The sequence below is a fragment of the Actinokineospora pegani genome, from assembly GCF_009745975.1.
GTDB classification, from domain to species: Bacteria; Actinomycetota; Actinomycetes; order Mycobacteriales; family Pseudonocardiaceae; genus Actinokineospora; species Actinokineospora pegani.
This window is the reverse complement of the sequence record NZ_WHOL01000064.1, coordinates 113,745-134,200: the sequence shown is the minus strand read 5'-3', so window position 1 is coordinate 134,200 and position 20,456 is coordinate 113,745. Positions and strand designations below refer to the sequence as shown.

The window sequence follows — 20,456 nt, the reverse complement described above, 5'->3', positions numbered from 1 at the left end:
GAGCTGGTTGGGGAGTGGCCGAGATGTTGACGATGGGCAGGAACGCGCTGGCGTGGGTGCGCAAGCTGGCGACCAAGGCCGTGCTCAAGCGAGTCGGGCCGCGGGCGCTGTCGCTGCTGCCCGCCGGGGCCCTGGTCCCGCTGCGCCGGGACGACGTGGTCCCGGTCGCCGAGCTGGACGAGCTGGCCGACCAGGGGCCGATCGTGCCGCTGCCGGTGCCGTTCGGCGTCAACCTCTGGCTGGTCACCGGGCACGAAGCGGTCAAGCAGGTCCTCGCCGACTCCCGGCACTTCAGCAACGACTTCTCGCACCTGGGCAAGATCCTCGAGGTCGAGCAGAACCCCGGCGGCCTCGGCTTCGCCGACCCGCCCGTGCACACCCGGCTGCGCAAGGTGCTCACGCCCGAGTTCACCATGCGCCGCCTGGCCCGGCTGGCCCCGCGCATCGACGCGATCATCGCCGACTGCCTCGACAGCATGGCCGAGACCGACGGCCCGGTGGACCTGGTGGAGAAGTTCGCCCTGCCCATCCCGTCGCTGACCATCTGCGAGCTGCTCGGCGTCCCGTACTCCGACCGCGACGAGTTCCAGCGCCTCGCCGAGGCCCGGTTCGACCTGTTCGGCGGCGCGGGCGCGGGCTTCGGCCACATCTCCGAATCGTTGGTCTACCTGCGCAAGGTCGTCGCCCAGCAACGGGAGAACCCCGGCGACGGCCTGATCGGCATGATCATCCGCGAACACGGCGACCAGATCGACGACGACGAACTCGCGGGCCTGGCCGACGGCGTGCTCACCGGCGGCTTCGAGACCACCGCCAGCATGCTCGCCCTCGGCGGCCTGATGCTCCTGCGCGACCCCGCCACCGCCGACCTGCTGCGCGAGTCCGACGAGGCCATCAACCCCTTCGTCGAGGAGATGCTGCGCTACCTCAGCGTCGTGCAGGTCGCCTTCCTCCGCTTCGCCCGCGAGGAGGTCACCGTCGGCGGCCAACCGATCGCCCCCGGCGACGTCGTCGCCTGCTCCCTCAGCGCCGCCAACCGCGACCCCGCCCTGGGCGACGACGTGCGCCAGTTCGACCCCTCCCGGGCCCCCAGCCCCCACGTGGCCTTCGGCTACGGCGCCCACCGCTGCATCGGCGCCGAACTGGCCAGGATGGAACTGCGCGCCGCCTACCCGGCCCTGGTCCGCCGCTTCCCCAACCTCCGCCTCAACCCGGACGCCGACACCCTCACCTTCCGCGAAACCTCCATCGTCTACGGCGTCGAGTCGATCTCGGTCCTCACCTGAGCACCTGCCCGCCCGGCACCCCGCCCGCCCGCACCTGTCCCCCGTGGGACCCGCCCGGGCCGCTCACTCGTCCGGAACCCGCAGCCCGCGGACGCGGACGAACGGGTCACGAGGCCGCGCGGAACGCACCCGGCGCGGTGAGGCCCAGATACGGACCAGGCCGCGCGGAACGCACCTGACGCGATGAGGCCCAGATACGGACCAGGCCGCGCGGAACGCACCTGACGCGATGAGGCCCTGACATTGACCAGGCTGCGCGGAACGCATCCAGCGCGGTGAGGCCCAGATACGGACCAGGCCGCGCGGAACGCACCTGACGCGACGAGGACCTGACATTGACCAGGCCGCGCGGAACGCATCCAGCGCGGCGAGGACCTGACATGGACCAGGCCGCGCGGAACGCGCCCAGCGAGACCCGGCCGTCGCCTCCTCGCTCGCGGGTGCCACTCGGCCAGGCCCCGGCCCCCTCCGCCCCCAGGCCGCTGAGGCCGCGCACGTCGAGCGGTCGGGGCCCGGGCCGCTGGGGTCGCGTGCGGGAGGGCGTCGAGTGGTCGGGGTCGGTGGTCGGAGTGGTGGGATGCGGTGCGGGAGAGACCAGTCACCTGCCAGGTGCCTCGCGCGCCGTTTTCCGATTCAAGGCTAACGCCGGGGTCTGACAAAACCCCCGGCGTGTCGGGGGGTGTGGATGGTTTTCACCCGGAAAGTTCGCGGGCACGCAGGGCTGAGCGGCTGTCCACCCCTGCCCCTGGGCACCGGGGCAGGGGTGGACGGGGTGGCTCAAAACTTGCCGAAGGCCCAGTTCCCCGGTGCCGAGGCGTCCTCGCTGCGGAAGAACTGCTCCACGCCCCGGACGTACTCCGGCTGGCTGACGAAGCCGTCGCCGTCGGTGTCGAGGGCGTGGAAGCCCTCCTCGCTGTCGGGGCGCGGGATGCCCAGCATGGCGTCGAGGGTGACCCACTCGCTGAGGCTGATGCGGCCGTCGTGGTCGATGTCGGTCACGTCGCGGGCCGAGACGCCGAGCTTGATCGCGGCGTCGAGCACCGGCTCCAGCTCGGCGGTGGTGGCGAACTCGTCCCGGCTGACCCGCTCGTCGCCGTCGGCGTCGAGGGCCTGGGACAGGGTGTTCCAGAAGGAGGCCGCCTGCCTGCGCACGATCCGTGCCTCCGGGGTCTCCTTGGCCCCGGCCCCGTCGATGACCTTCGCCGCGAACAGCTCGAAGTCGGACTGCTCGATGTAGCCGTTGCTGTCGGTGTCCAGGATCGTGAACAGCCGGTCGAGCTTGCGTTCCTGAATAGTTGCGGGCACGCGCCCATCCCTTCCGACGTGTGGACGAATCGGACGCGATCATGCCGAGGTGGGCTCGGACAAAGCACCGACCGATCGGGTACTCCGCTTACTCGGAAGGGTTTTCCACTCCGTCACTCTCGGCGCGGTCGAGCAGTGTTTCCAAGGAGAACGCCTGGTCATCGATGGTCGCGTGCAGATCGCCCAGCTCGGCGAAGCGCGCGGGCACGGTGGCGATGGTCAGCTCCCCGGGCCGCACGGTGTCGATCTCGTCCCACCCGATCGGCGTCGACACGGTGGCCTCCGGCACCCCGCGGACCGAGTACGCGCTGGCGATCGTGTGGTCGCGGGCGTTCTGGTTGAAGTCGACGAACACCTTGCCCGGGTCCCGGTCCTTGCGCCACCACGCGGTCGTGGCCTCCGGCGTGCGCCGCTCCACCTCGCGGGCGAACGCCAGCGCCGCGCGCCGCACCTCCCCGAACTCCCAGTCGGGGCGGATGCGCACGTAGACGTGCAGGCCCGCGCCACCGGAGGTCTTGGGGTAGCCGACGATGCCCAGCTCGTCGAGCACCTCGCGCACCACGTGCGCCACCCGCCGGACCTTGTCGAAGCCGCACTCGGGCATCGGGTCGAGGTCGACGCGCCACTCGTCGGGGCGCTCGGTGTCGGCCCGCCGCGAGTTCCACGGGTGGAACTCCACCGTCGACATCTGCACCGCCCACACCACGTCCGCGAGCCGGGTGACGCACAGCTCGTCGGCGTGCCGGTCGTAGCGGGGGAAGTGCACCCGCACCGTCCGCACCCACGGCGGCGCCCCGCTCGGCAGCCGCTTCTGGTGCACCTTCTCCCCGGCCACGCCCTTGGGGAACCGGTGCAGCATGCAGGGGCGGTCCCGCAGCGCCCGGACGATGCCGTCGCCGACGGACAGGTAGTAGCGGGCGAGGTCCAGCTTGGTCGCCCCGATCGCCGGGAAGTACACCCGGTCGGGGTTGGAGACCCGCACGACGTGGTCGCCGACCTCCAGCTCCACGGCACTGCTGCCCTTGGCTGCCATGCCGCGACGGTAGCCGCCACGGGCCTTGATCACCCGCGGGTCCGCCGCCGGTCGCGAGGGCATGCGACTGCCAGAACACGGCCTAGTGCTGGGAGCAAGCCGCGGCGACGTCGCTCTCGACGGTGACGAGTTCCTTCTCCAGGGTGGCCAGGACGTCCGCCTTGTCGGGGCGGCGGGAGGCGGCCAGAAGGGCTTCGTCGAGCGCCCGGATGCGCTGCTCGACGGCCACCTTGCGCTCGATCTGGGCGGGGTCGCCCAGGGGGACCGCCGCCAGGGCGCGGTGGGCGGCCAGCAGCCTGCGGTGCATGCGGGCCTCGGTGGAGTGCTCCCCGGACCAGGCCTTGGGCACCTCGACACCGCCCGGGAGACCCGCCTGGGTGCGGGCCTTGCGGACGGACGCGAGCGCCAGGGCGCCCCCGAAGAGCAGGACGGCCACGACCACGACGACGATGACGAACGTCATCGACTACCTCCCGGGCATTCCTTGGGTGAGCAGGTAAACGCCCACGATGACGGTGATCGCCAGCAGCACGGCCGCGACGACCTTGACGGCGCTGATGGGGCGCCTGCCCTGGACCTCGCCGGTGATGCCGTTGATGCAGACCTGGAAGGGCTTGCCCTGGTAGACCACGGTCAGCAGCCAGATGGGCAGCAGCAGGTGCTGGAACCGGCGGTCGAACCAGGTGGTGCTCACCTGGTGCACCCGCTGGCGGTCACCGCCGATGTCGCGCCTGACGGTCTGCTCGATCTCGCCGCGCATGCGTTCGGTGGCGATGCCGAAGCACTCCTCCACGCCGAGGTCGTAGGTGCGGCTCAGGTGACCCGCGACGTACTCGCCGGAGAAGCCCACGGCGTGCCCGGTGGGCCACGGCTCCAGCGCGACGATCTTCGCCGTGTCCATCCCGTTGTTGGCCAGGACGGGCAGGTCGTTGACGATGTTGGTCACGTGCCCGCGCACGTGGGTCCAGGAGACCCTGGTCTCGGTGCGCCGGTTCTCGCCGGACCCGACCGTCACCTGGTACTCGCGGCCGCGCTCGCCCGCGTAGTCGCTCTCGGCCCGTGCGTCGTAGGTGAAGTAGGCGACGTAGACGCTGGAGAACGAGCCGGTCTCCCGGTACTTCTTGAACTCCGTGGGTGCGAACCACCGGCTGTTGACCCACTTCTCCACCAGTTCGCGCCCGGCGCCCTCGTCCACCCGGAACGGCAGCACCGCGTCCACCGGCAACCGGTCCGGCGCGTCGTGCACGTCGTCGCGCTGGACCGGGGTCGCGCAGTACGGGCACCGGGTGGCCGTCAGCGACCCGGTGAAGGTCGTGTGCCCGCCGCAGTTCTGGCAGACGATCTCCTTCTCCCGGACCTCGGCGCGCAGCGCCACCAGCCCCTGGACCTCCCGCGAGTCCAGTCCGTGCTTGACCACCCGCTTGCCCGCGTTCTCGATGATCGCCTGCGTGTTGCCGCAGTTGGGGCACCGCAGCCGCTGGCCCTTGATGTCGAAGACCAGTTCCCCGCCGCACTGGTGGCACGGGTAGGTCCTGGTCTGCTCAGTCGAGTGCAGCGTCGCCCGCACCGGCTGGGAAGGGGGCGACTGGCGGCGCGGCTCCGGCCCGGGGGACGACGGCATCGGCGCGAACCCGGGCGGTGGGCCCGCGGGAAGCGGTGGGGGGCCTGCTGGGCCGGTGCCGCCGGGGAGCGGGGGAGGACCGCTGGAGCCGGGCAGCGGCGGCGGGCTCTGGCGATCACCCGTGGGCGCCCGCGCCCCGGGTGGTGGCGGTGGTCCACCGAGGTCTCGCGGGCTGGGTGGGGGCTGGGGTCCACTGTGGCCCCCCTCGGCCGGGCCCGGGGGCAGACCCCGGGCGACGTCGTCGGGCACGCCCTGGGTGGGGTGCTCGTCAGCGGGCCACGTGGGGTCCTGCCCCATCAGTTGCCACCACTCGGCGGCAGCGGCGGGGGCGTGGACTGGAAGAGGGCCGCGACGGCGGGGACAGTGCTCGCCGCGGCCCAGCCCGCCATGCCTGCCGTCCACACCAGGGTGGTCGGGCTGAGCTGGCCGCCGCTGACGTAGCCGCGCAGGTGGTCGAGCGGGAAGGGCCCTGCGACGGCGCCGTTGAGCTCCACGTGGAACTGCGCGGCCGAGGGCAGCGGCGGCGGGGCCGGGGCGGCCTGCTGCTGGGGCCTGCCGAAGCCCTGGGCCATCGCGCCGCCGACCTGCTGGCCCAGCGCCATGCCCAGCCCCGCGCCCATCATGGAGCCCGCGCCCCCGGGGTTCTTGGCCGACTCGACCACGGCCTCGGCCATCGCGCCCTGCTGCAACCGGTCCATCGGGCCCGCGTTGTCCAGGTAGCGGGCCTGCTCGACGCCGCGGGCGACGCCGCGGGTCATGGCCTGGGTGACCTCCTCCGGCAGCGAGATCGTCATGGCGATGCTGTCGATCTTGAGGCCGAACTCGTCGTCGACGCGCTCCTGGACCAGGTCCTTGAGCTTGTCGGCCAGCTCGACCTGCCTGCCCTGCAGGTCGATCGCGCCGAGGCCGGTCTGCATGACCAGGTCGGAGAACGCCGTGGCGATCACCCGGCGCAGCAGCTCGGAGATCTCCTCGGTGTCCACCGAGGAGTCGGTGCCGATGACCTCGCGCAGGAAGATGGCCGGGTCGGCGATGCGCAGCACGCACAGGCCGTTGGCCCGGACCTGGACCATCGTGAAGTCCGGGTCGCGCACGGTGATCGGGGTGGGCGTGCCCCACCGCAGGTCGGTCACCGGGCGGGTGTTGATGAAGTAGACCTCGCTGCGGAAGGGGCTGTCGAACCCGTGCTTCCAGCCCTGGATCGTCGACAGGACCGGCAGGTTCTCGCTGACCAGCTCGTAGTGGCCGGGACCGAAGGTGTCGGCGAGCTGGCCGCGGTAGACGAACACCGCTTGCTGGCCCTCGCGCACGATCAACTGGGCGCCGTTCTTGATCTCGTTCTGGTAGCGCGGGAACCGCCACGCCAGCCTCGAGCGGGAGTCCTCGAGCCACTCGATGATGTCGACGAGCTCGCCCTTGAGCTTGGAGATGATGCCCACTGCCGGTGTCCCTCCCGCTGGTCCGATCCCCAGCAGACTATGCCGAGGGCCGGGCACGCGCGGGGGAACGCGCCAACGTCAAGGCGATCGTCGACGCAGGGCGAGCGCCTGTGCACCCCCCGTCAACACGCCCCCGCCCACCGGATCGGGTGGACTTCGAGCGGTGGCGCGGTCCTCAGAGGGCGCACATCGCGATGAGCTGGCCGATGGCGCGGATGTCGGCCTTGCCGCGGAACTCCAGCCGCACCTTGCCCAGGCCGCTGAACCACAGCTCCAGCTCGGCGTCGAGGTCGAAGGTGCCCGCCGTCTCGATCGAGAACGCCTGGACCTTGGCGTAGGGCAGCGAGGTGAAGTCGCGCTTGCGGCCCGTCATGCCCTGCACGTTGACCGTGATGAGCCGCTTGTCCGTGAACACGACGAAGTCGCGCACGCCCTTGAACGCCGACACCAGCCGCTCGCCCGGCACGAGCAGCGGTCCGACGTCGCCGGAGATGTCGCGGGGGTCGATGGGGGAGAGCTTGAACACCGAGGCCTTCTCGAAGTCGATCACGGATCGAACGCTACCGGCGGCCCGCCGCCTCGACCAGCTCCCCGGGCCATCCGACCCGACACCGGGCTGAGATCGGGCGGACCTGCAATCATCCACAACCGTGACCGACACGCGCCCCGCAGCACCCGGCCCCCGCCTGTCGACGCCCGCCACCGCCTGCCTGCTCGTCGGCCTGCTCCTGGTCGTCGGCGTGGCCGCCGGGGTCGGGGTGCTGTGGTGGTCCGGCGGCTGGGACCTCGAGGGCCCCGCGGCCGTGGGAGCGCGGGCGAACGCGGTGTGGACCGGGCTGGCCGCCGCCGCGGGCGCGGCCGTGCTGGTCGGCCTGCTGCTGTACTGGCGCGGGCTGCGGGCCACCGCGGCGCACCGGGCGCTGGAGCTCGCGCAGCGCCGCGAGCGCGAGGTCGAGGAGCGCGCGCGCAGGCAGTGGGCCGCGGCCAGGATCGCCGCCGACGCCGTCGAGCGGCGCATCGCCGAGGCCGTCGGCCAGCTCGGCGCCGACCGCGACCCGGTGCGGATGGGCGGGCTGCACGCGCTCGAGCGCATCGCCTCGGCCACCCCCGAGTGCCGCCAGGCCGTCGTCGACGTGCTCTGCGCCTGCCTGCGCGCCCCCTTCGAGCCCGCCGAGTTCGCGGTGCGCGCGGCGGTGCAGCGGGTGCTCACCCACCACCTGCGCCCCGGCGACGACCCGGCCGAGCCCGCCGCGGAGTTCTGGGCCGACCTGGACCTCGACCTGACCGGCGCGCACCTGATCGACCTCGACCTCACCGGCTGCCGGGTCCGCGCGGTCACCTTCGACCAGGCGGTGTTCGAGGGGCGCGCGGTGTTCCGCCGCACCAGGATCGGCGGCCGGGCCCGGTTCCGCGGCGCCCGCTTCCTCGACGGCGTCAGCGCCAGGGGCGCCCGCTTCGGCGCCGCCGCCGACTTCCGCGACGCCGAGTTCGACGCCCCCGCCGACTCGGCGGACGGGGGTTTCCGGGCCGCGGAGTTCCACGGCGACACCACGTTCGCCCGGGCGGTGTTCAACGCCCCCGCCCAGTTCCGCGAGGTCCGCTTCCACTCCGACGTGTCCTGGGGCCGGGCGGCGTTCCCCGAGGGCGCGGCCTTCGCGGGCGCGGACTTCCACGGCAGCGCCTGGTTCGGCAACGCCGTCCTCGGCGGCGCCGCGGACTTCACCGGCGTCCGCTTCCGCCGCCACGCCCGCTTCCCCGACGCGGTGTTCGAGACCGCCGCCGACTTCACCGGCGCCCGCTTCGAGTCGTTCACCGACTTCGAGCAGGTCGTCTTCCGCGCCCGCCCGCTCGTCGCCGACACGCACTTCGCCAACGACGTGCCCGCCGAGGTGGTCGTTTTCCGCGCCTCGTGACCGGTGGGTGGCGCGGGTGACCGCCGCGGAGGCTGTCCGGGGTGGCGTCGGGCGGCAGGGGGACGGGTAGTCCGACCGCGCCGTCGACGTCCAATCGGATAGTGCGACATCGATCGGGAACCGTTTGGAGTCGAGGACTCTGCGGTGTCCACTGTGGCTTGTCAAGAGTGCGGGGCCGGTCTCCGACGCGAACGCGTGGTCGCGTGGGCTACCGTCATCTCCATGCGCGCTGTGGTGTTCGACCGGTTCAGCGGCCCGGCGTCGGTGCGATCGGTGCCGGACCCGTCACCCTCGGACACCGGCGTGGTGATCGCGGTCGAGTCCACCGGTCTGTGCCGCAGCGACTGGCACGGCTGGGCGGGCCACGACCCGGGGATCGGGTTGCCGCACGTGCCCGGCCACGAGTTCGCGGGCGCCATCGCCGCCGTCGGCCGGTCGGTCGAGGGCTGGTCGGTGGGTGACCGGGTGACGGTCCCGTTCGTGTGCGCCTGCGGCGCTTGCGCGTCGTGCGTGCGCGGCGGCCAGACGGTCTGCGAGCGCCAGACCCAACCGGGCTTCACCCACTGGGGCTCCTTCGCCGAACACGTCGCCGTCGAGAACGCCGCCGTCAACCTCGTCGCCCTCCCCGAGGACGTCTCCTCCGACGTCGCCGCCGCCCTGGGCTGCCGGGTGGCGACGTCCTACCGGGCCGTCGTCGGCCAGGGCCGGGTCGCCCCCGGCGAGTGGGTGGCCGTCCACGGCTGCGGCGGCGTCGGCCTGGCCGCGGTCGCGATCGCCGCCGCGGCGGGCGCCCAAGTCGTGGCCGTCGACATCTCCCCGCAAGCGCTGGACCTGGCCTGCGACCTGGGCGCGCGAGCGGTCGCCGCCAACGCCGACGAGGTCGTCGAGATCACCGGTGGCGGCGCGCACCTGTCCCTGGACGCCCTGGGCAGCCCCCAGACCTGCGCGGGCTCGATCCTGTCCCTGCGCCGCTGGGGCAGGCACGTCCAGGTCGGCCTCTTCGCTGAGGACCCCGTGGTCCCCATGAGCCGCGTCATCGCCTGGGAGCTGACCCTGCTGGGCAGCCACGGCCTCGCCGCCCACGCCTACCCGGACCTGCTGGCCCTGGTCCGCTCCGGCAAGGTCCCGGTCGAGTCCATGATCACTCGTCGCATCGGCCTGGCGGACGCGCCTGTGGCTCTGTCCACGATGGACACAGCGTTGGCGAGCGGCATCACGGTCATCGATCCGCGCAAATCCGCTTGACGGGTCCTCGAGGATCGACGTGTGGATGTCATGGCAGACGACCAGGTCGACGTGGTCGCGCAGATCTCGCTGCCGAGGGGGAGTTGTTCCAGCGGATCAAACGGTTGCGCGGGCGTCTGGTGAACAGAGGCCGCGAAAGCGGGATGCGGGTCATCGAGAGGGCGGACCGGTGGTCGTTCACCGGGCTCGAGGAAGTCGACACGCTGCGGTTCGACCACGCGGTCACGGTGGTGGTGACCGGCGGGCCCGAGCGGGCGGAAATCCGGATCGAGACCCGGTTCCGGCTTGCGGCGCGCGAGGTTTGGGAGCTGGAGCCGGACGGTGAGACGGCGTCGCTCGCGCCGGTGCTGCCGTTGCTGCGGCAGCGGGTGGCCCGGCTCGACGTCCTCAAGGCGGGGGCGCTGGAGTTGGACTTGGTCGGTGGGGCCTCGCTGACGGTGCCGGTGTCGGAGCGGTACGAGGCGTTCACCGTCGCGGGGCCGGGGCAGGTGTTGCTCGTGTCCATGCCCGGTGGCGACGTGGCCGCATGGACCTCGTGAGGTACCGACGAGTGTGGAGGCGTTATGACCATGTACCCGCTTGCCCCGCCGATCAACTGAAGGAGCGAACATGGGCCTTGGCCTGTACACCGAGGACCAGGTGCACGAGAGGACTTACGTCGATGGCGGGTTCGGAGTCCTCTTCACCCGGGTTGTGGCGGCGGCCGCGCCGGGGAGCCTGCTGAACGGCGTGTCTCCTCACGGTGACACCATGTTCAACATCCCGCAATTGAACCGGATCGAGTCGGAGTTCGACGACATGCTTGGCCGGCACCCGGAGTTGGCGGACGATGTCGCCGCGTTGCGGGTGCTGTTCGAGGCGATCCGGCGGAAGCGGGGATACCTGTGGGTGTGCGGCGACTGACTGAACCGGAGAACGGCAAGGTGGGCCTTTGCAGCGGTCGACGACTTCTAGTTCAGGACTAGCGGGATGGGGACCGGATGCTGGTGCGCTGTCGTTTCAACACCGGTGCGGACCTACCTCCGCACGAGTACGGCCTGTTCTACTCGCCGCAGACCAAGTTCACCAGGCTGGACGTCGGCCGCGAGTACCGGGTGCACGCGGTCCTGGTGTACCAACGCGGCATCCTCGTGCTCGTCCCCGACCGCGATGGCAGGCCTGGCGCGTGGATGGTCGAGCTGTTCGAGGTCGTCGACGGCAGTCTGCCCAGCCACTGGGAGTTCGCCACGCGCGATGACGGCGAGTATGGCTACCAGGCGGTCTTCGGCTACCCGCACCTGGTGGCGGACAAGAACCACATGAACGACCTGGTGGAGATGGAGCCCGCGGCTCTGCGGTTGTTCGCGGAGGAAGCTGCCCGCGAGAGCTGAGGAGCTGGAGGGGCACCTGTCCGCCGGGTCACTACCGGGACACTCGGTGGGGGCCGAGGACGCGCCAAGTGGACTCAAGGACCAGGAGTGGTGATCAACTGTGCTCGTGCGCTGCGTGGCCAATTCGGGGGCGGACCTGCCGCCGCCGCGGTTCGGTCTGTACCACTCGGAGCACACGCGCTTTCCCGTCACGATCGGGCAGGACTACCGCGTGCATGGGGTGATGATGTACCGGGGAGGGGTGATCGTGCTGATCCGCGATGACGACGGCCTTCCCAACACCTACCCGGTGGAGCTGTTCGAGGTCGTTGACGGCACGTTCCCCGATGGCTGGAAAGCTGCCTTCCCCCTTGAGGGCGACCAGGGGCATCAAGCGGTCTTCGGCTACCCCGAACTCGTCGACGACGACGACCACCTGAGAGCTCTGCAGGAACGGGAAGGCGCCGCGCTGCGGGTCTTCGTCGACATGGCGGCCGAGGAGTAGCGGGATGGGGGAGTTCGTCGGTGTGACGGACTCCCCCACCGGCTCACTTGGGGTCGTAGGCGAGGTTCGGGCGCATCCAGTGCTCGATCTCCTCGACGGTCATGCCCCGGCGTTTGGCGTAGTCCTCGACCTGGTCCTTGTTGATGCGGCCCACGGTGAAGTAGCGGGCGGCGGGGTTGGCGAAGATGATGCCGCTGACCGAGGCGGCGGGGGTCATCGCGTAGGACTCGGTGAGGCCCATGCCGAGGGACTCGGCGTCGAGGAGGGTGAACAGGTCCCGCTTCTCGGAGTGGTCGGGGCTGGCGGGGTAGCCGAGGGCGGGGCGGATGCCGCGGAAGCGCTCGGCGTGCAGGTCAGCCAGCTCCGGCTGGGCGTCGGGCTCGAACCAGCCCCGGCGGGCGCGCAGGTGGATCCACTCGGCGAAGGCCTCGGCCAGGCGGTCGGCCAGGGCCTTGACCATGATGGCCTTGTAGTCGTCGTTCTCCGCCTCGTACTTGGCGGCCAGCTTCTCCGCGCCCAGGATGGTCACCGCGAAGCCGCCGAGGTGGTCGCCCGCGGGGGCGATGTAGTCGGCCAGGCAGCGGTTGGGGCGGCCGGTGGGCTTCTCGGTCTGCTGGCGCAGCATGGGGAAGCGCACGCCCGCCTCGGGCAGGACGATGTCGTCGCCCTCGCTGTGGGCGGGCCAGTAGGCGTAGGCGCCCTTGGCCTCGAAGGAGTCCTCGGCGATGATCTGGTCGAGGAGGGTGTTGGCGTCGTCCCACAGCTCGCGGGCGACCGGCTGGTCCAGGATCGCCGGGAACTTGCCCTTGAGCTCCCAGGCCAGGAACAGGAACGTCCAGTCGACCAGCTCGCGCAGCTCGGCGATGGTCGGCGAGACCGTGCGCACGCCGGTGAACTCCGGGGTCGGCAGGTCCGCGAAGTCGACGACCTCCTTGTTCGCCCTGGTCTGCTCCAGGGTCAGCAGCGGCTTCTGCTGCCGGTTGGCGTGCGCCACGCGCAGCCGCTCCTGCTCGACCTTGTTCTCCTCCGACATCGTCTCGGCCCGGTCGGACATCAGCCCGGACACCACGCCGACCACCCGGGAGGCGTCGAGCACGTGCATCGTCGAGCTCTCGTAGGCCGGGGCGATGCGCACGGCGGTGTGCTGGCGGGAGGTCGTGGCGCCGCCGATGAGCAGGGGCAGCTTGAGGCCGCGCCGCTCCATCTCGGTCGCCACCGTCACCATCTCGTCCAGCGACGGGGTGATCAGCCCGGACAGGCCGACCACGTCGGCGCCCTCGGCGACCGCGGTGTCGAGGATCTTGGCCGCCGGGACCATCACGCCCAGGTCGACGACCTCGTAGTTGTTGCAGCCCAGCACCACGCCGACGATGTTCTTGCCGATGTCGTGCACGTCGCCCTTGACCGTGGCCAGCACGACCTTGCCCTGCCCGCGTTCGGCCTCGACCCGGCCCTCCAGCCGCGCCTTCTCCTTCTCCGCCTCCATGTACGGCTCCAGGTAGGCCACCGCGCGCTTCATCACGCGCGCGCTCTTGACCACCTGCGGGAGGAACATCTTGCCCGCGCCGAACAGGTCGCCGACGACCTTCATGCCGTCCATCAGCGGGCCCTCGATCACCTCGAGCGGTCGGGCGAAGGTCTGCCTGGCCTCCTCGGTGTCGGCCTCGATGAAGTCGACGATGCCCTTGACCAGCGCGTGCTCGATGCGCTTGCCGACCGAGTCCTCGCGCCAGGACAGGTCCAGCTCGCGCTTCTTGCCCTTGCCCTTGACCCGCTCGGCGTAGGAGACGAGGCGGTCGGTGGCGTCCTCGCGGCGGTCGAACAGCACGTCCTCGACCAGCTCGAGCAGCTCGGCCGGGATGTCCTCGTAGATGGCGAGCTGGCCCGCGTTGACGATGCCCATGTCCAAGCCGAGCTTGACGGCGTGGAACAGGAACGCCGAGTGCATGGCCTCGCGGACGACGTCGTTGCCGCGGAAGGAGAACGACAGGTTCGAGATGCCGCCGGAGATCCGCACCCCGGGGCAGGCCTGCTTGATCCGCGGCAGCGCGTCCAGGAACGCCTTGGCGTAGCCGTTGTGCTCCTCGATGCCGGTCGCGACGGCGAGCACGTTCGGGTCGAAGATGATGTCCTCGGCCGGGAACCCGGCCTGCTCGGTGAGCAGCTTGTAGGCCCGCGAGCAGATCTCCACCCGCCGGTCGGCGGTGTCGGCCTGGCCCTGCTCGTCGAAGGCCATCACGACCGCGCCCGCGCCGTACTCGCGGATCACCCGGGCGTGGTGCAGGAACTCCTCCTCGCCCTCCTTGAGGCTGATGGAGTTGACCACGCCCTTGCCCTGCACGCACTTGAGCCCGGCCTCGAGCACGCTCCACCGGGAGCTGTCGATCATGATCGGGAGCTTGGCGACCTCGGGCTCGGTGGCGATGAGGTTCAGGAAGTTGACCATCGCCCGCTCGGAGTCGAGCAGGTCGGCGTCCATGTTGACGTCGATCAGGTTCGCCCCGCCGCGCACCTGCTCCAGGGCGACGTCGGTCGCGGTCTGGTAGTCGTCGGCCTCGATGAGCCTGCGGAACTTGGCCGAGCCGGTGACGTTGGTCCGCTCGCCGATCATGACGAAGCCGGTGTCGGCGCCGATCTCGAACGGCTCCAGGCCCGAGAACCGGGTGGCGGGCTCGGGGCGGGCCACCTCGCGGGTCGCCTGGCCCTTGACCGCCTCGGCGATGGCGGCGATGTGCGCGGGGGTGGTGCCGCAGCACCCGCCGACGGCGTTGACCAGGCCCGCGCCGGTGAAGTCCGCCAGCAGCGCGCTCATCTCCTCGGGCGTCTGGTCGTAGCCGCCGAAGGCGTTGGGCAGGCCCGCGTTGGGGTGGCTGGCGGTGAAGGTGTCGGCGAGCTTGGCCAGCTCGGTGACGTGCGGGCGCATCTCCTCCGCGCCCAGCGAGCAGTTCACGCCCACCACCAGCGGCTTCGCGTGCGCGATGGAGCGCCAGAACGCCTCGACCGTCTGCCCGGACAGGGTGCGGCCGGACAGGTCGACGATGGTCACCGAGATCCACAGCGGCAGGTGCGGGGCGACCTCCTGCGCGGCGGCGATGGCGGCCTTGCAGTTGAGCGTGTCGAAGATCGTCTCGATCATGAGCAGGTCGACGCCGCCTGCGTCGAGGCCGCGGATCTGCTCGGCGTAGGTCGCCTTGACCTGGTCGAACGTCACCGCGCGGTAGGCGGGGTCCTCGACCTTCGGCGACAGCGACAGGGTGACGTTGAGCGGCCCGACCGACCCGGCGACGAACCGGCCGCCGAACTCGTCGGCCGCCTGGCGGGCCAGTTGCGCGCCGCGCACGTTCATGTCGTGCACCATCGACTCCAGGCCGTAGTCGGCCTGCCCGATGCTGCTGGCGGTGAAGGTGTTGGTCGTGGTGATGTCGGCCCCGGCGGCCAGGTACTGGCGGTGGACGTCGAGGACGACGTCGGGCCGGGTCAGGTTGAGCAGGTCGGGGTCGCCGGTCACGTCCTTGTCGTGGTCGGGCCCGATCACCTCGCCCCGGAAGTCCTCGGGGTTGAGCTTGGCGTTCTGGAGCATGGTGCCCCAGGCGCCGTCGAGGACGGCGACGCGCTGCCGCAGGAGTTCGGTCAACTCGCGGGTCCGGTCACCGGTCGCGGACGTGGCGTTGGACGGAGAAACCAATGGCCCACCTTCGCTGTTGGAGACGCCCTTGCCGACAGCTACGCAGGTCGAGCGTGGCGGGGTGGCGACCCCGTCGCAGCGCCTCTCGACCCGAAGGCTGATTCTACCAACCACGGGTTCGGGCGAGGAGTGTGATCCACAAGGTGGACACGCACAGTGACAGGTTGTGCGCCCGGGTGATCAGCGATTCCACTTTTCGGAGGTGCCAGGGTGACCTGGGGCCCTGGTGTGGGCTGGGTGGGGCCTGTCCCGTGGGGCCGCGGAGTGTGTAACTCCGTGGGACCGGTGTCAAGGGCGCCTGCGGCGTCGGCTTCGTCGATGGGCTTTGCCCACCCTTGACACCGGTCCCACGGAGCTACGGGCGGCCAGGACTGGGTCGAGGCCCAGGGATGACCGGTCCGTTAGGTGGGGGGTGGTGGTGAGCTGGATATAGGGGTGGGGCGCGAAGGAGTCAGAGGTCTCTGGCGATTACTGCTTGGGTCACGCGGTCGTCAATGGAGGTGGTGGGGGATTCGGTGGCTACCCAGGGGGTGCCGCCGAAGTGGTTCTGGAAGATCTTCTCGGCTGTCCTCGTGGCCAGGGCCTGGGAGGTGAGGGTGGGGTTCGCGCCGCCCGCGGAGTTGGCCAGGGCGGAGTTGTCGGCGATGAAGAGGCCGGGGACCGCCCTTGACTCGCCGTTGGGGTCCAGGACCGAGTTGAGGGGGTTGTCGCCCATGCGCATGGAGGATTGGACGTGCAGGAGCAGGGGGGCCCAGTCCATGCGGTGGACGGATTTCGCCCCGGCGGCGCGGACCATCTCGACCGCCTTGGCTGCCAGGAAGTCCCTGTTGCGGCGGGTGCGGGGGGTGCGGGCTCGGTGTTTGATCTCCACGCGGGGGACGGGGCCGTGGTCGTCCGGGGGGATGAGCACCGAGCGGGTCACGCGATTCTGCTTCTGCACGTCGTCGTCGGTGACGACGAGGGCGGTGAGGATGTTGTCCACATTGGACAGGGCGGACACCAGCTCCGGGCCCACGAGCCTGCCCAGGGTGTCGGCGCCCTGGGGGCCCACGCCGCTGTTGTTGTCGTAGACGCCGTTGATGCCGGAGTCGCTGAAGGTCATGGCGAAGCTCTGCAGGGCGGGGGGCAGGCAGACGTTCTCCACGCCGCCGTAGCCGGGGAAGTCCATGCGGACGTTGGAGCCCGCGCCCTTGGAGGCGCCGATGTCGTCGTCCATGACGCCGAAGACCCAGTCGAGGTGGTGCTCGGTCAGGCCGCGGCCGACCCAGCCGTTGGGGTTGGGCAGGCCGCTGTTGAACCACAGGCGGGGGTTCTCGATGCAGCCGCCCGCCAGCACGACCACCTTGGCCTCGACCACGTGCTTGGAGCCGTCCAGTTCGCGGTAGACGACGCCCTTGGCACGGCCGCGTTCGGTCAGCACCTTGACCACGTACGCGTCGGTGATCAGCTCCGCCGCGCGCCCGCCCGGCGACCACGCGTCGGCGGTGAGCATCATCGGCACGTAGGAGTTGTCCGACGAGCGGCGCGCCTTGAGGTTGCGCGGGGCCTTCCTCGGTTCGAGGCAGCCCTGGTAGCAGTGGCCGCAGAAGGTGCAGCCCTGCGCTTGCGGGTAGAGCAGGTTCTTCGGGTCGTCGGTGCGCCCGGCCGTGCCCTGCGGCTGCAGGATGCAGTTCTCCTGCGCCCGGTACGCCGGCCCGCGCACGTCCTTCCACGTCTGGTGCTCCAGGCCCAGGGCCTCCGCCCCGCGGAAGAACGCCGCCTCCTTGCGGCCCATCGGCGCGGTCTGCACCGGCAGCGTCTGCTCCACCCACTCCAGGTACGGGCGGAACTGCTCGTAGCCGAACGGGAACAGGTGCTCGGTGTCGTAGTTGCCCGCGTCCGGACCGGAGTACCCGGCGAACGCCCCGGCGGGCGGGCGCGGGCAGTTGCCGAAGTAGTGCAGCGTCGTCCCGCCGACCCCCGCGATCTGCCAGACGAACGAGTTCTGCGGGTAGTCGCGGAACCACGGGGCCTGTCTACGATCGGACGGCCCGACGCGCAGCACCCCGGTGATGGGGTTGTTCGCGTCGTCCTCCAACCGCGTCCACTCCTCCTCCGGGCGCAGGTGCCGCGCGCCCGCCTCCAGCACCAGCACGTCCAGCCCCCGCGCGGCCAACTCCTTGGCCACCACTGGACCGCCGCCCCCGGACCCGACAACCACTACGTCGCGCATTGCTCAATCTCCTCAGTCGGTGACGCGGTCGACGCCGCGGTAGTAGCCCTGGAACTCGGCCCAGCCGTCGCTCACGCCGTCGTAGTCCGACAGGTCCCAGCCCACGGGGCGCTGGGTGAGCTGGTTGGTCGCCCGGTCGAACACGGGGGCCTCGGAGTAGACCGCGAACACGGCCAGGGTCGGGATGGTGTTGATCAGGAACCGGGCGGGCGTGCCGTCGGCCAGGCCGGGCCGCTCCAACCGGCGCATGACCTCGGCCTTGCGCGCGTGGGTGAGGTTGGCGAACGAGGACGCGAACGGCCCGATCGCCGACCGGGGGTCCACGTCGAGCGCGGTGATGTTGAGGAACGCGGCGATGGCGGCGGCGCCGGGCAGGTTGATGTCGAACGGCCGCCCGATGACGGGGAACGGGATGGCCTGGTCATAGGTGTACTCGAGGGGTTCGGCTGCGGCGATGTCCACACCGCCCGGGGTCGGCAGGGTGACCCCCTGGTGCTGGGAGTAGCGGTCCGGCCCCGGCACCACGAAGGCCAGCAGGCCCTGGAAGGCCTCCCGGACGGCAGGCAGGTCCACCGCGGACGCGGTGGGGGCGGCCACCCCCGTGGTGGCCAGGAGCCCGGCGACCCCCAGCCCGGTCAGCAGTGTGCGGCGGGTGATTGGCTGCGGCATCCCTAGAAGCTAAGTGAGCTTTCAGATACCCGCCGGGAGCCGGGGCAAACTTCCCTGACATTGCCAAGAACGCGGTGATCGGCTTGTGAAAACACATGCGTACCTGGAGGTGTGGAAATGCTGGGGATTGGGTACCGGCCGTTACCAGCCCACAGTGGGCACGATGGCGTTCTCGACCACCGGCGCCAGCGTCCGCATGAACGTGGCGGTGGTGTGGTTGTCGTCCATGTAGACCCGGACGTTGCCCACCACGGGGCCGCAGGTGAGCGCGTCGCAGTAGTAGTCGGTGAAGTCGAAGAAGTAGACGTTGTCCGGCACGCCCTCGACGCGCGCGTAGGGCGGCTCCTCCGCGAAGATGTCCGAGCGCGGGGTGGAGCACTTGTCGGAGTCCACCCCGTGCACCTCGGCGCAGTCGCTCGGCCGGTAGTCGAAGCGCGGGTTGTCGCGGATGGCGAACACGGTGATGCCCGCGTCGCGTAGCTGTTGCCAGCGCTCGACGAAGCCCGCCGGGGTCACCTCGGTGCGGCCCGCGCGCGGGTCGCGGGTGGCGGCGGTGACCACCGCGTCGGGGCGCAGTCGCAGGACCTCCTCGTGCGCCTCGTCGATCCAGGTGAGGCAGCCGGGGTCGCCCGGGTACTGCTCCGAGGTGGTCGAGTAGGTGCACGCGCCCTTGGCGAGCAGGGTCAGCTCCCAGCCCCGCCGCTCGGCGATCGGGTAGAACGCGTTGGTCAACTGCCCCATGTGCGAGTCGCCGACGATCACGACCCGCTTGGTGGGGGTGTCGGTGTAGGTGCTGGTGCAGACGTCCAACTGGCGCGTGCCCGCGCGCCTGCCGCACGTCATGTCGGGGGTGTTGAGCCAGTCGTCGCCGATGGTGACCATCGGCGGGATCAGCACCGCGTCGTCGTCGCCCTCGAACTCGTAGCCGAGCACGTGCGCCACCGCGCCGGGGTGGTCCTGGTCGCCGACCATGCCGGCGAACCGGTCCGCCTGCCGCACCGCGACGTGCTGCCAGACCTGGGCGAGTCCCAGCACGGCGACCAGCATCAGCCCGGCCATCCGGTAGGCGCCCCAGGGTTTCACCGAGCCGATGCCGGACTTGCGCACGGGCTCCTCCACCAGGTGGTGGGTGAGCACGGCCAGCACCACCGACAGGGCGATGATGAACAACCCGCCCAGCAGGCCGACCTCCACCCTGTCGCGCACCACGAGGTAGAAGACCAGCACCGGCCAGTGCCACAGGTAGAGGCAGTAGCTGATGTCGCCGACGTAGGACAGCGGCCGCAGCGACAGCCACCGGTCGGCGCCGAACGCGCTCGCGGTCTGCCCGGCCAGGATCACCGAGCACGCCGACAGGACCGGCCACAGCGCCAGCCACCCGGGGAACATGGCGCCGACGTTCATCAGCGCGCCGCAGCCGACCAGCCCGACCACGCCACCCCAGCCCAGCGCCACGCGCAGCCGCCGATCGAGCCGCACCCGGGCCAGCGCCAGCGCCAGCAGGCCGCCGATGCCGAACTCCCACACGCGCGTGGCGGTGTGGAAGTAGGCGTAGGGCTGGTTGACGACCGTCAGGTGCACCGAGTACGCCAGCGACGCCGCGGTGATGGTCGTCAGCGTCAACGCCAGCACCCGCCGGGGGTGGCGGCGGGCGACCACGGCGACCAGCGCCACCAGCAGCGGCCACACGAGGTAGAACTGGCCCTGGATCGACAGGGACCAGAAGTGCTGCACGACGCTGGCGGTGTTGTTCTGCGCGTAGTAGTCGACCGAGTCGAAAGCCAGTTGCCAGTTCTGCGCGTAGAGCGCCGACGCGGTGATCTCGCGGACCGTCTGCAGCCACCGGTTGCCGGGCAGCAGGAACACCGCCGCGACCGCGACGGCCACCAGCACCACCGTCGCCGACGGGACCAGCCGCTTGAGCAGCCGCCCGAAGTGCGAGCGGAACGGGATGCCCCCGCGCGTGGTCGCGCGCACGAGTTGACCGGTGACCAGGAAGCCTGATATGACGAAGAACACGTCAACACCACCGGAAACCCGGCCCAGCCACACGTGGTAGACCACCACGAGGATGACCGCCAGCGCCCGCAGACCTTGCAGTTCGGGACGGTGGTGACCTGCGGGGGTGCGGCTCGTCGATGCGGAGACCCGCTGGTTGGTGGCCACAGGGGTCATCGCTGGCGGCTCCTGGGTC

17 protein-coding genes are annotated in these 20,456 nt (G+C 71.0%); 7 read left to right on the top strand and 10 right to left on the bottom strand.

Features of this window, described 5'->3' with window-relative positions; all coding sequences use genetic code 11:
• Positions 1–23: 23 nt before the first annotated feature.
• Positions 24–1,286, top strand: coding sequence for a cytochrome P450 (locus tag GCL84_RS09015; RefSeq protein WP_407924378.1), 1,263 nt, complete (start codon positions 24–26; stop codon positions 1,284–1,286).
• 777 nt (positions 1,287–2,063) lie between these two features.
• Here GCL84_RS09015 and GCL84_RS09010 read toward each other — a convergent pair.
• The 6 genes from GCL84_RS09010 to GCL84_RS08985 all read right to left on the bottom strand — a co-directional run bounded on the left by GCL84_RS09010 (position 2,064) and on the right by GCL84_RS08985 (position 7,234).
• Positions 2,064–2,591 carry an EF-hand domain-containing protein gene (locus GCL84_RS09010; RefSeq protein ID WP_156754930.1) on the bottom strand — a complete coding sequence of 176 codons (528 nt, stop codon included), beginning with the start codon at positions 2,589–2,591 and terminating at the stop codon, positions 2,064–2,066.
• An 88-nt stretch (positions 2,592–2,679) separates the two neighbouring features.
• Positions 2,680–3,624 (bottom strand): non-homologous end-joining DNA ligase, encoded by a 945-nt coding sequence (ligD, locus tag GCL84_RS09005; RefSeq protein WP_156754929.1) that lies wholly within the window; start codon positions 3,622–3,624, stop codon positions 2,680–2,682.
• 82 nt (positions 3,625–3,706) lie between these two features.
• Positions 3,707–4,087: a hypothetical protein gene (locus GCL84_RS09000; RefSeq protein ID WP_156754928.1), complete on the bottom strand. Its 381-nt coding sequence runs from the start codon at positions 4,085–4,087 to the stop codon at positions 3,707–3,709.
• A gap of 3 nt (positions 4,088–4,090) precedes the next feature.
• Positions 4,091–5,245 (bottom strand): hypothetical protein, encoded by a 1,155-nt coding sequence (locus GCL84_RS08995; protein WP_197523113.1) that lies wholly within the window; start codon positions 5,243–5,245, stop codon positions 4,091–4,093.
• A gap of 296 nt (positions 5,246–5,541) precedes the next feature.
• Complete coding sequence (locus GCL84_RS08990; protein ID WP_156754927.1) at positions 5,542–6,684, bottom strand: SPFH domain-containing protein; 1,143 nt, start codon at positions 6,682–6,684, stop codon at positions 5,542–5,544.
• A gap of 175 nt (positions 6,685–6,859) precedes the next feature.
• Positions 6,860–7,234, bottom strand: coding sequence for a PH domain-containing protein (locus GCL84_RS08985; RefSeq protein WP_156754926.1), 375 nt, complete (start codon positions 7,232–7,234; stop codon positions 6,860–6,862).
• Between the two features lie 100 nt (positions 7,235–7,334).
• Here GCL84_RS08985 and GCL84_RS08980 point away from each other — a divergent pair, with 100 nt between their 5' ends.
• The 6 genes from GCL84_RS08980 to GCL84_RS08955 all read left to right on the top strand — a co-directional run bounded on the left by GCL84_RS08980 (position 7,335) and on the right by GCL84_RS08955 (position 11,696).
• Entirely contained in the window at positions 7,335–8,597 is a 1,263-nt protein-coding gene (locus tag GCL84_RS08980) for a pentapeptide repeat-containing protein (RefSeq protein WP_156754925.1), read from the top strand.
• Positions 8,598–8,819: 222 nt separating this feature from the next.
• A complete protein-coding gene (locus tag GCL84_RS08975; RefSeq protein WP_156754924.1) occupies positions 8,820–9,842 on the top strand; it encodes a zinc-binding dehydrogenase in 1,023 nt (340 codons plus the stop codon).
• A gap of 143 nt (positions 9,843–9,985) precedes the next feature.
• On the top strand, positions 9,986–10,381 hold the full coding sequence (locus GCL84_RS08970; protein WP_156754923.1) for a DUF6188 family protein: 396 nt from the start codon (positions 9,986–9,988) through the stop codon (positions 10,379–10,381).
• Between the two features lie 70 nt (positions 10,382–10,451).
• A complete protein-coding gene (locus tag GCL84_RS08965) occupies positions 10,452–10,745 on the top strand; it encodes a hypothetical protein (RefSeq protein ID WP_156754922.1) in 294 nt (97 codons plus the stop codon).
• 77 nt (positions 10,746–10,822) lie between these two features.
• The gene (locus tag GCL84_RS08960; RefSeq protein ID WP_156754921.1) at positions 10,823–11,212 is read left to right on the top strand and encodes a hypothetical protein; all 390 of its coding nucleotides are present in this window, start codon (positions 10,823–10,825) and stop codon (positions 11,210–11,212) included.
• 100 nt (positions 11,213–11,312) lie between these two features.
• Positions 11,313–11,696 carry a hypothetical protein gene (locus tag GCL84_RS08955; protein WP_156754920.1) on the top strand — a complete coding sequence of 128 codons (384 nt, stop codon included), beginning with the start codon at positions 11,313–11,315 and terminating at the stop codon, positions 11,694–11,696.
• A 43-nt stretch (positions 11,697–11,739) separates the two neighbouring features.
• Here GCL84_RS08955 and metH read toward each other — a convergent pair whose 3' ends face one another.
• From metH to GCL84_RS08935, 4 genes are all read right to left on the bottom strand, one after another.
• Positions 11,740–15,381, bottom strand: a complete 3,642-nt coding sequence (metH, locus tag GCL84_RS08950; RefSeq protein ID WP_156754919.1) for a methionine synthase — start codon at positions 15,379–15,381, stop codon at positions 11,740–11,742.
• 451 nt (positions 15,382–15,832) lie between these two features.
• Entirely contained in the window at positions 15,833–17,593 is a 1,761-nt protein-coding gene (locus GCL84_RS30610; protein ID WP_156754918.1) for a GMC family oxidoreductase N-terminal domain-containing protein, read from the bottom strand.
• Between the two features lie 12 nt (positions 17,594–17,605).
• Positions 17,606–18,262, bottom strand: a complete 657-nt coding sequence (locus tag GCL84_RS08940) for a hypothetical protein (RefSeq protein WP_156754917.1) — start codon at positions 18,260–18,262, stop codon at positions 17,606–17,608.
• 141 nt (positions 18,263–18,403) lie between these two features.
• On the bottom strand, positions 18,404–20,437 hold the full coding sequence (locus GCL84_RS08935) for an acyltransferase family protein (RefSeq protein WP_156754916.1): 2,034 nt from the start codon (positions 20,435–20,437) through the stop codon (positions 18,404–18,406).
• Between the last annotated feature and the right edge of the window lie 19 nt (positions 20,438–20,456).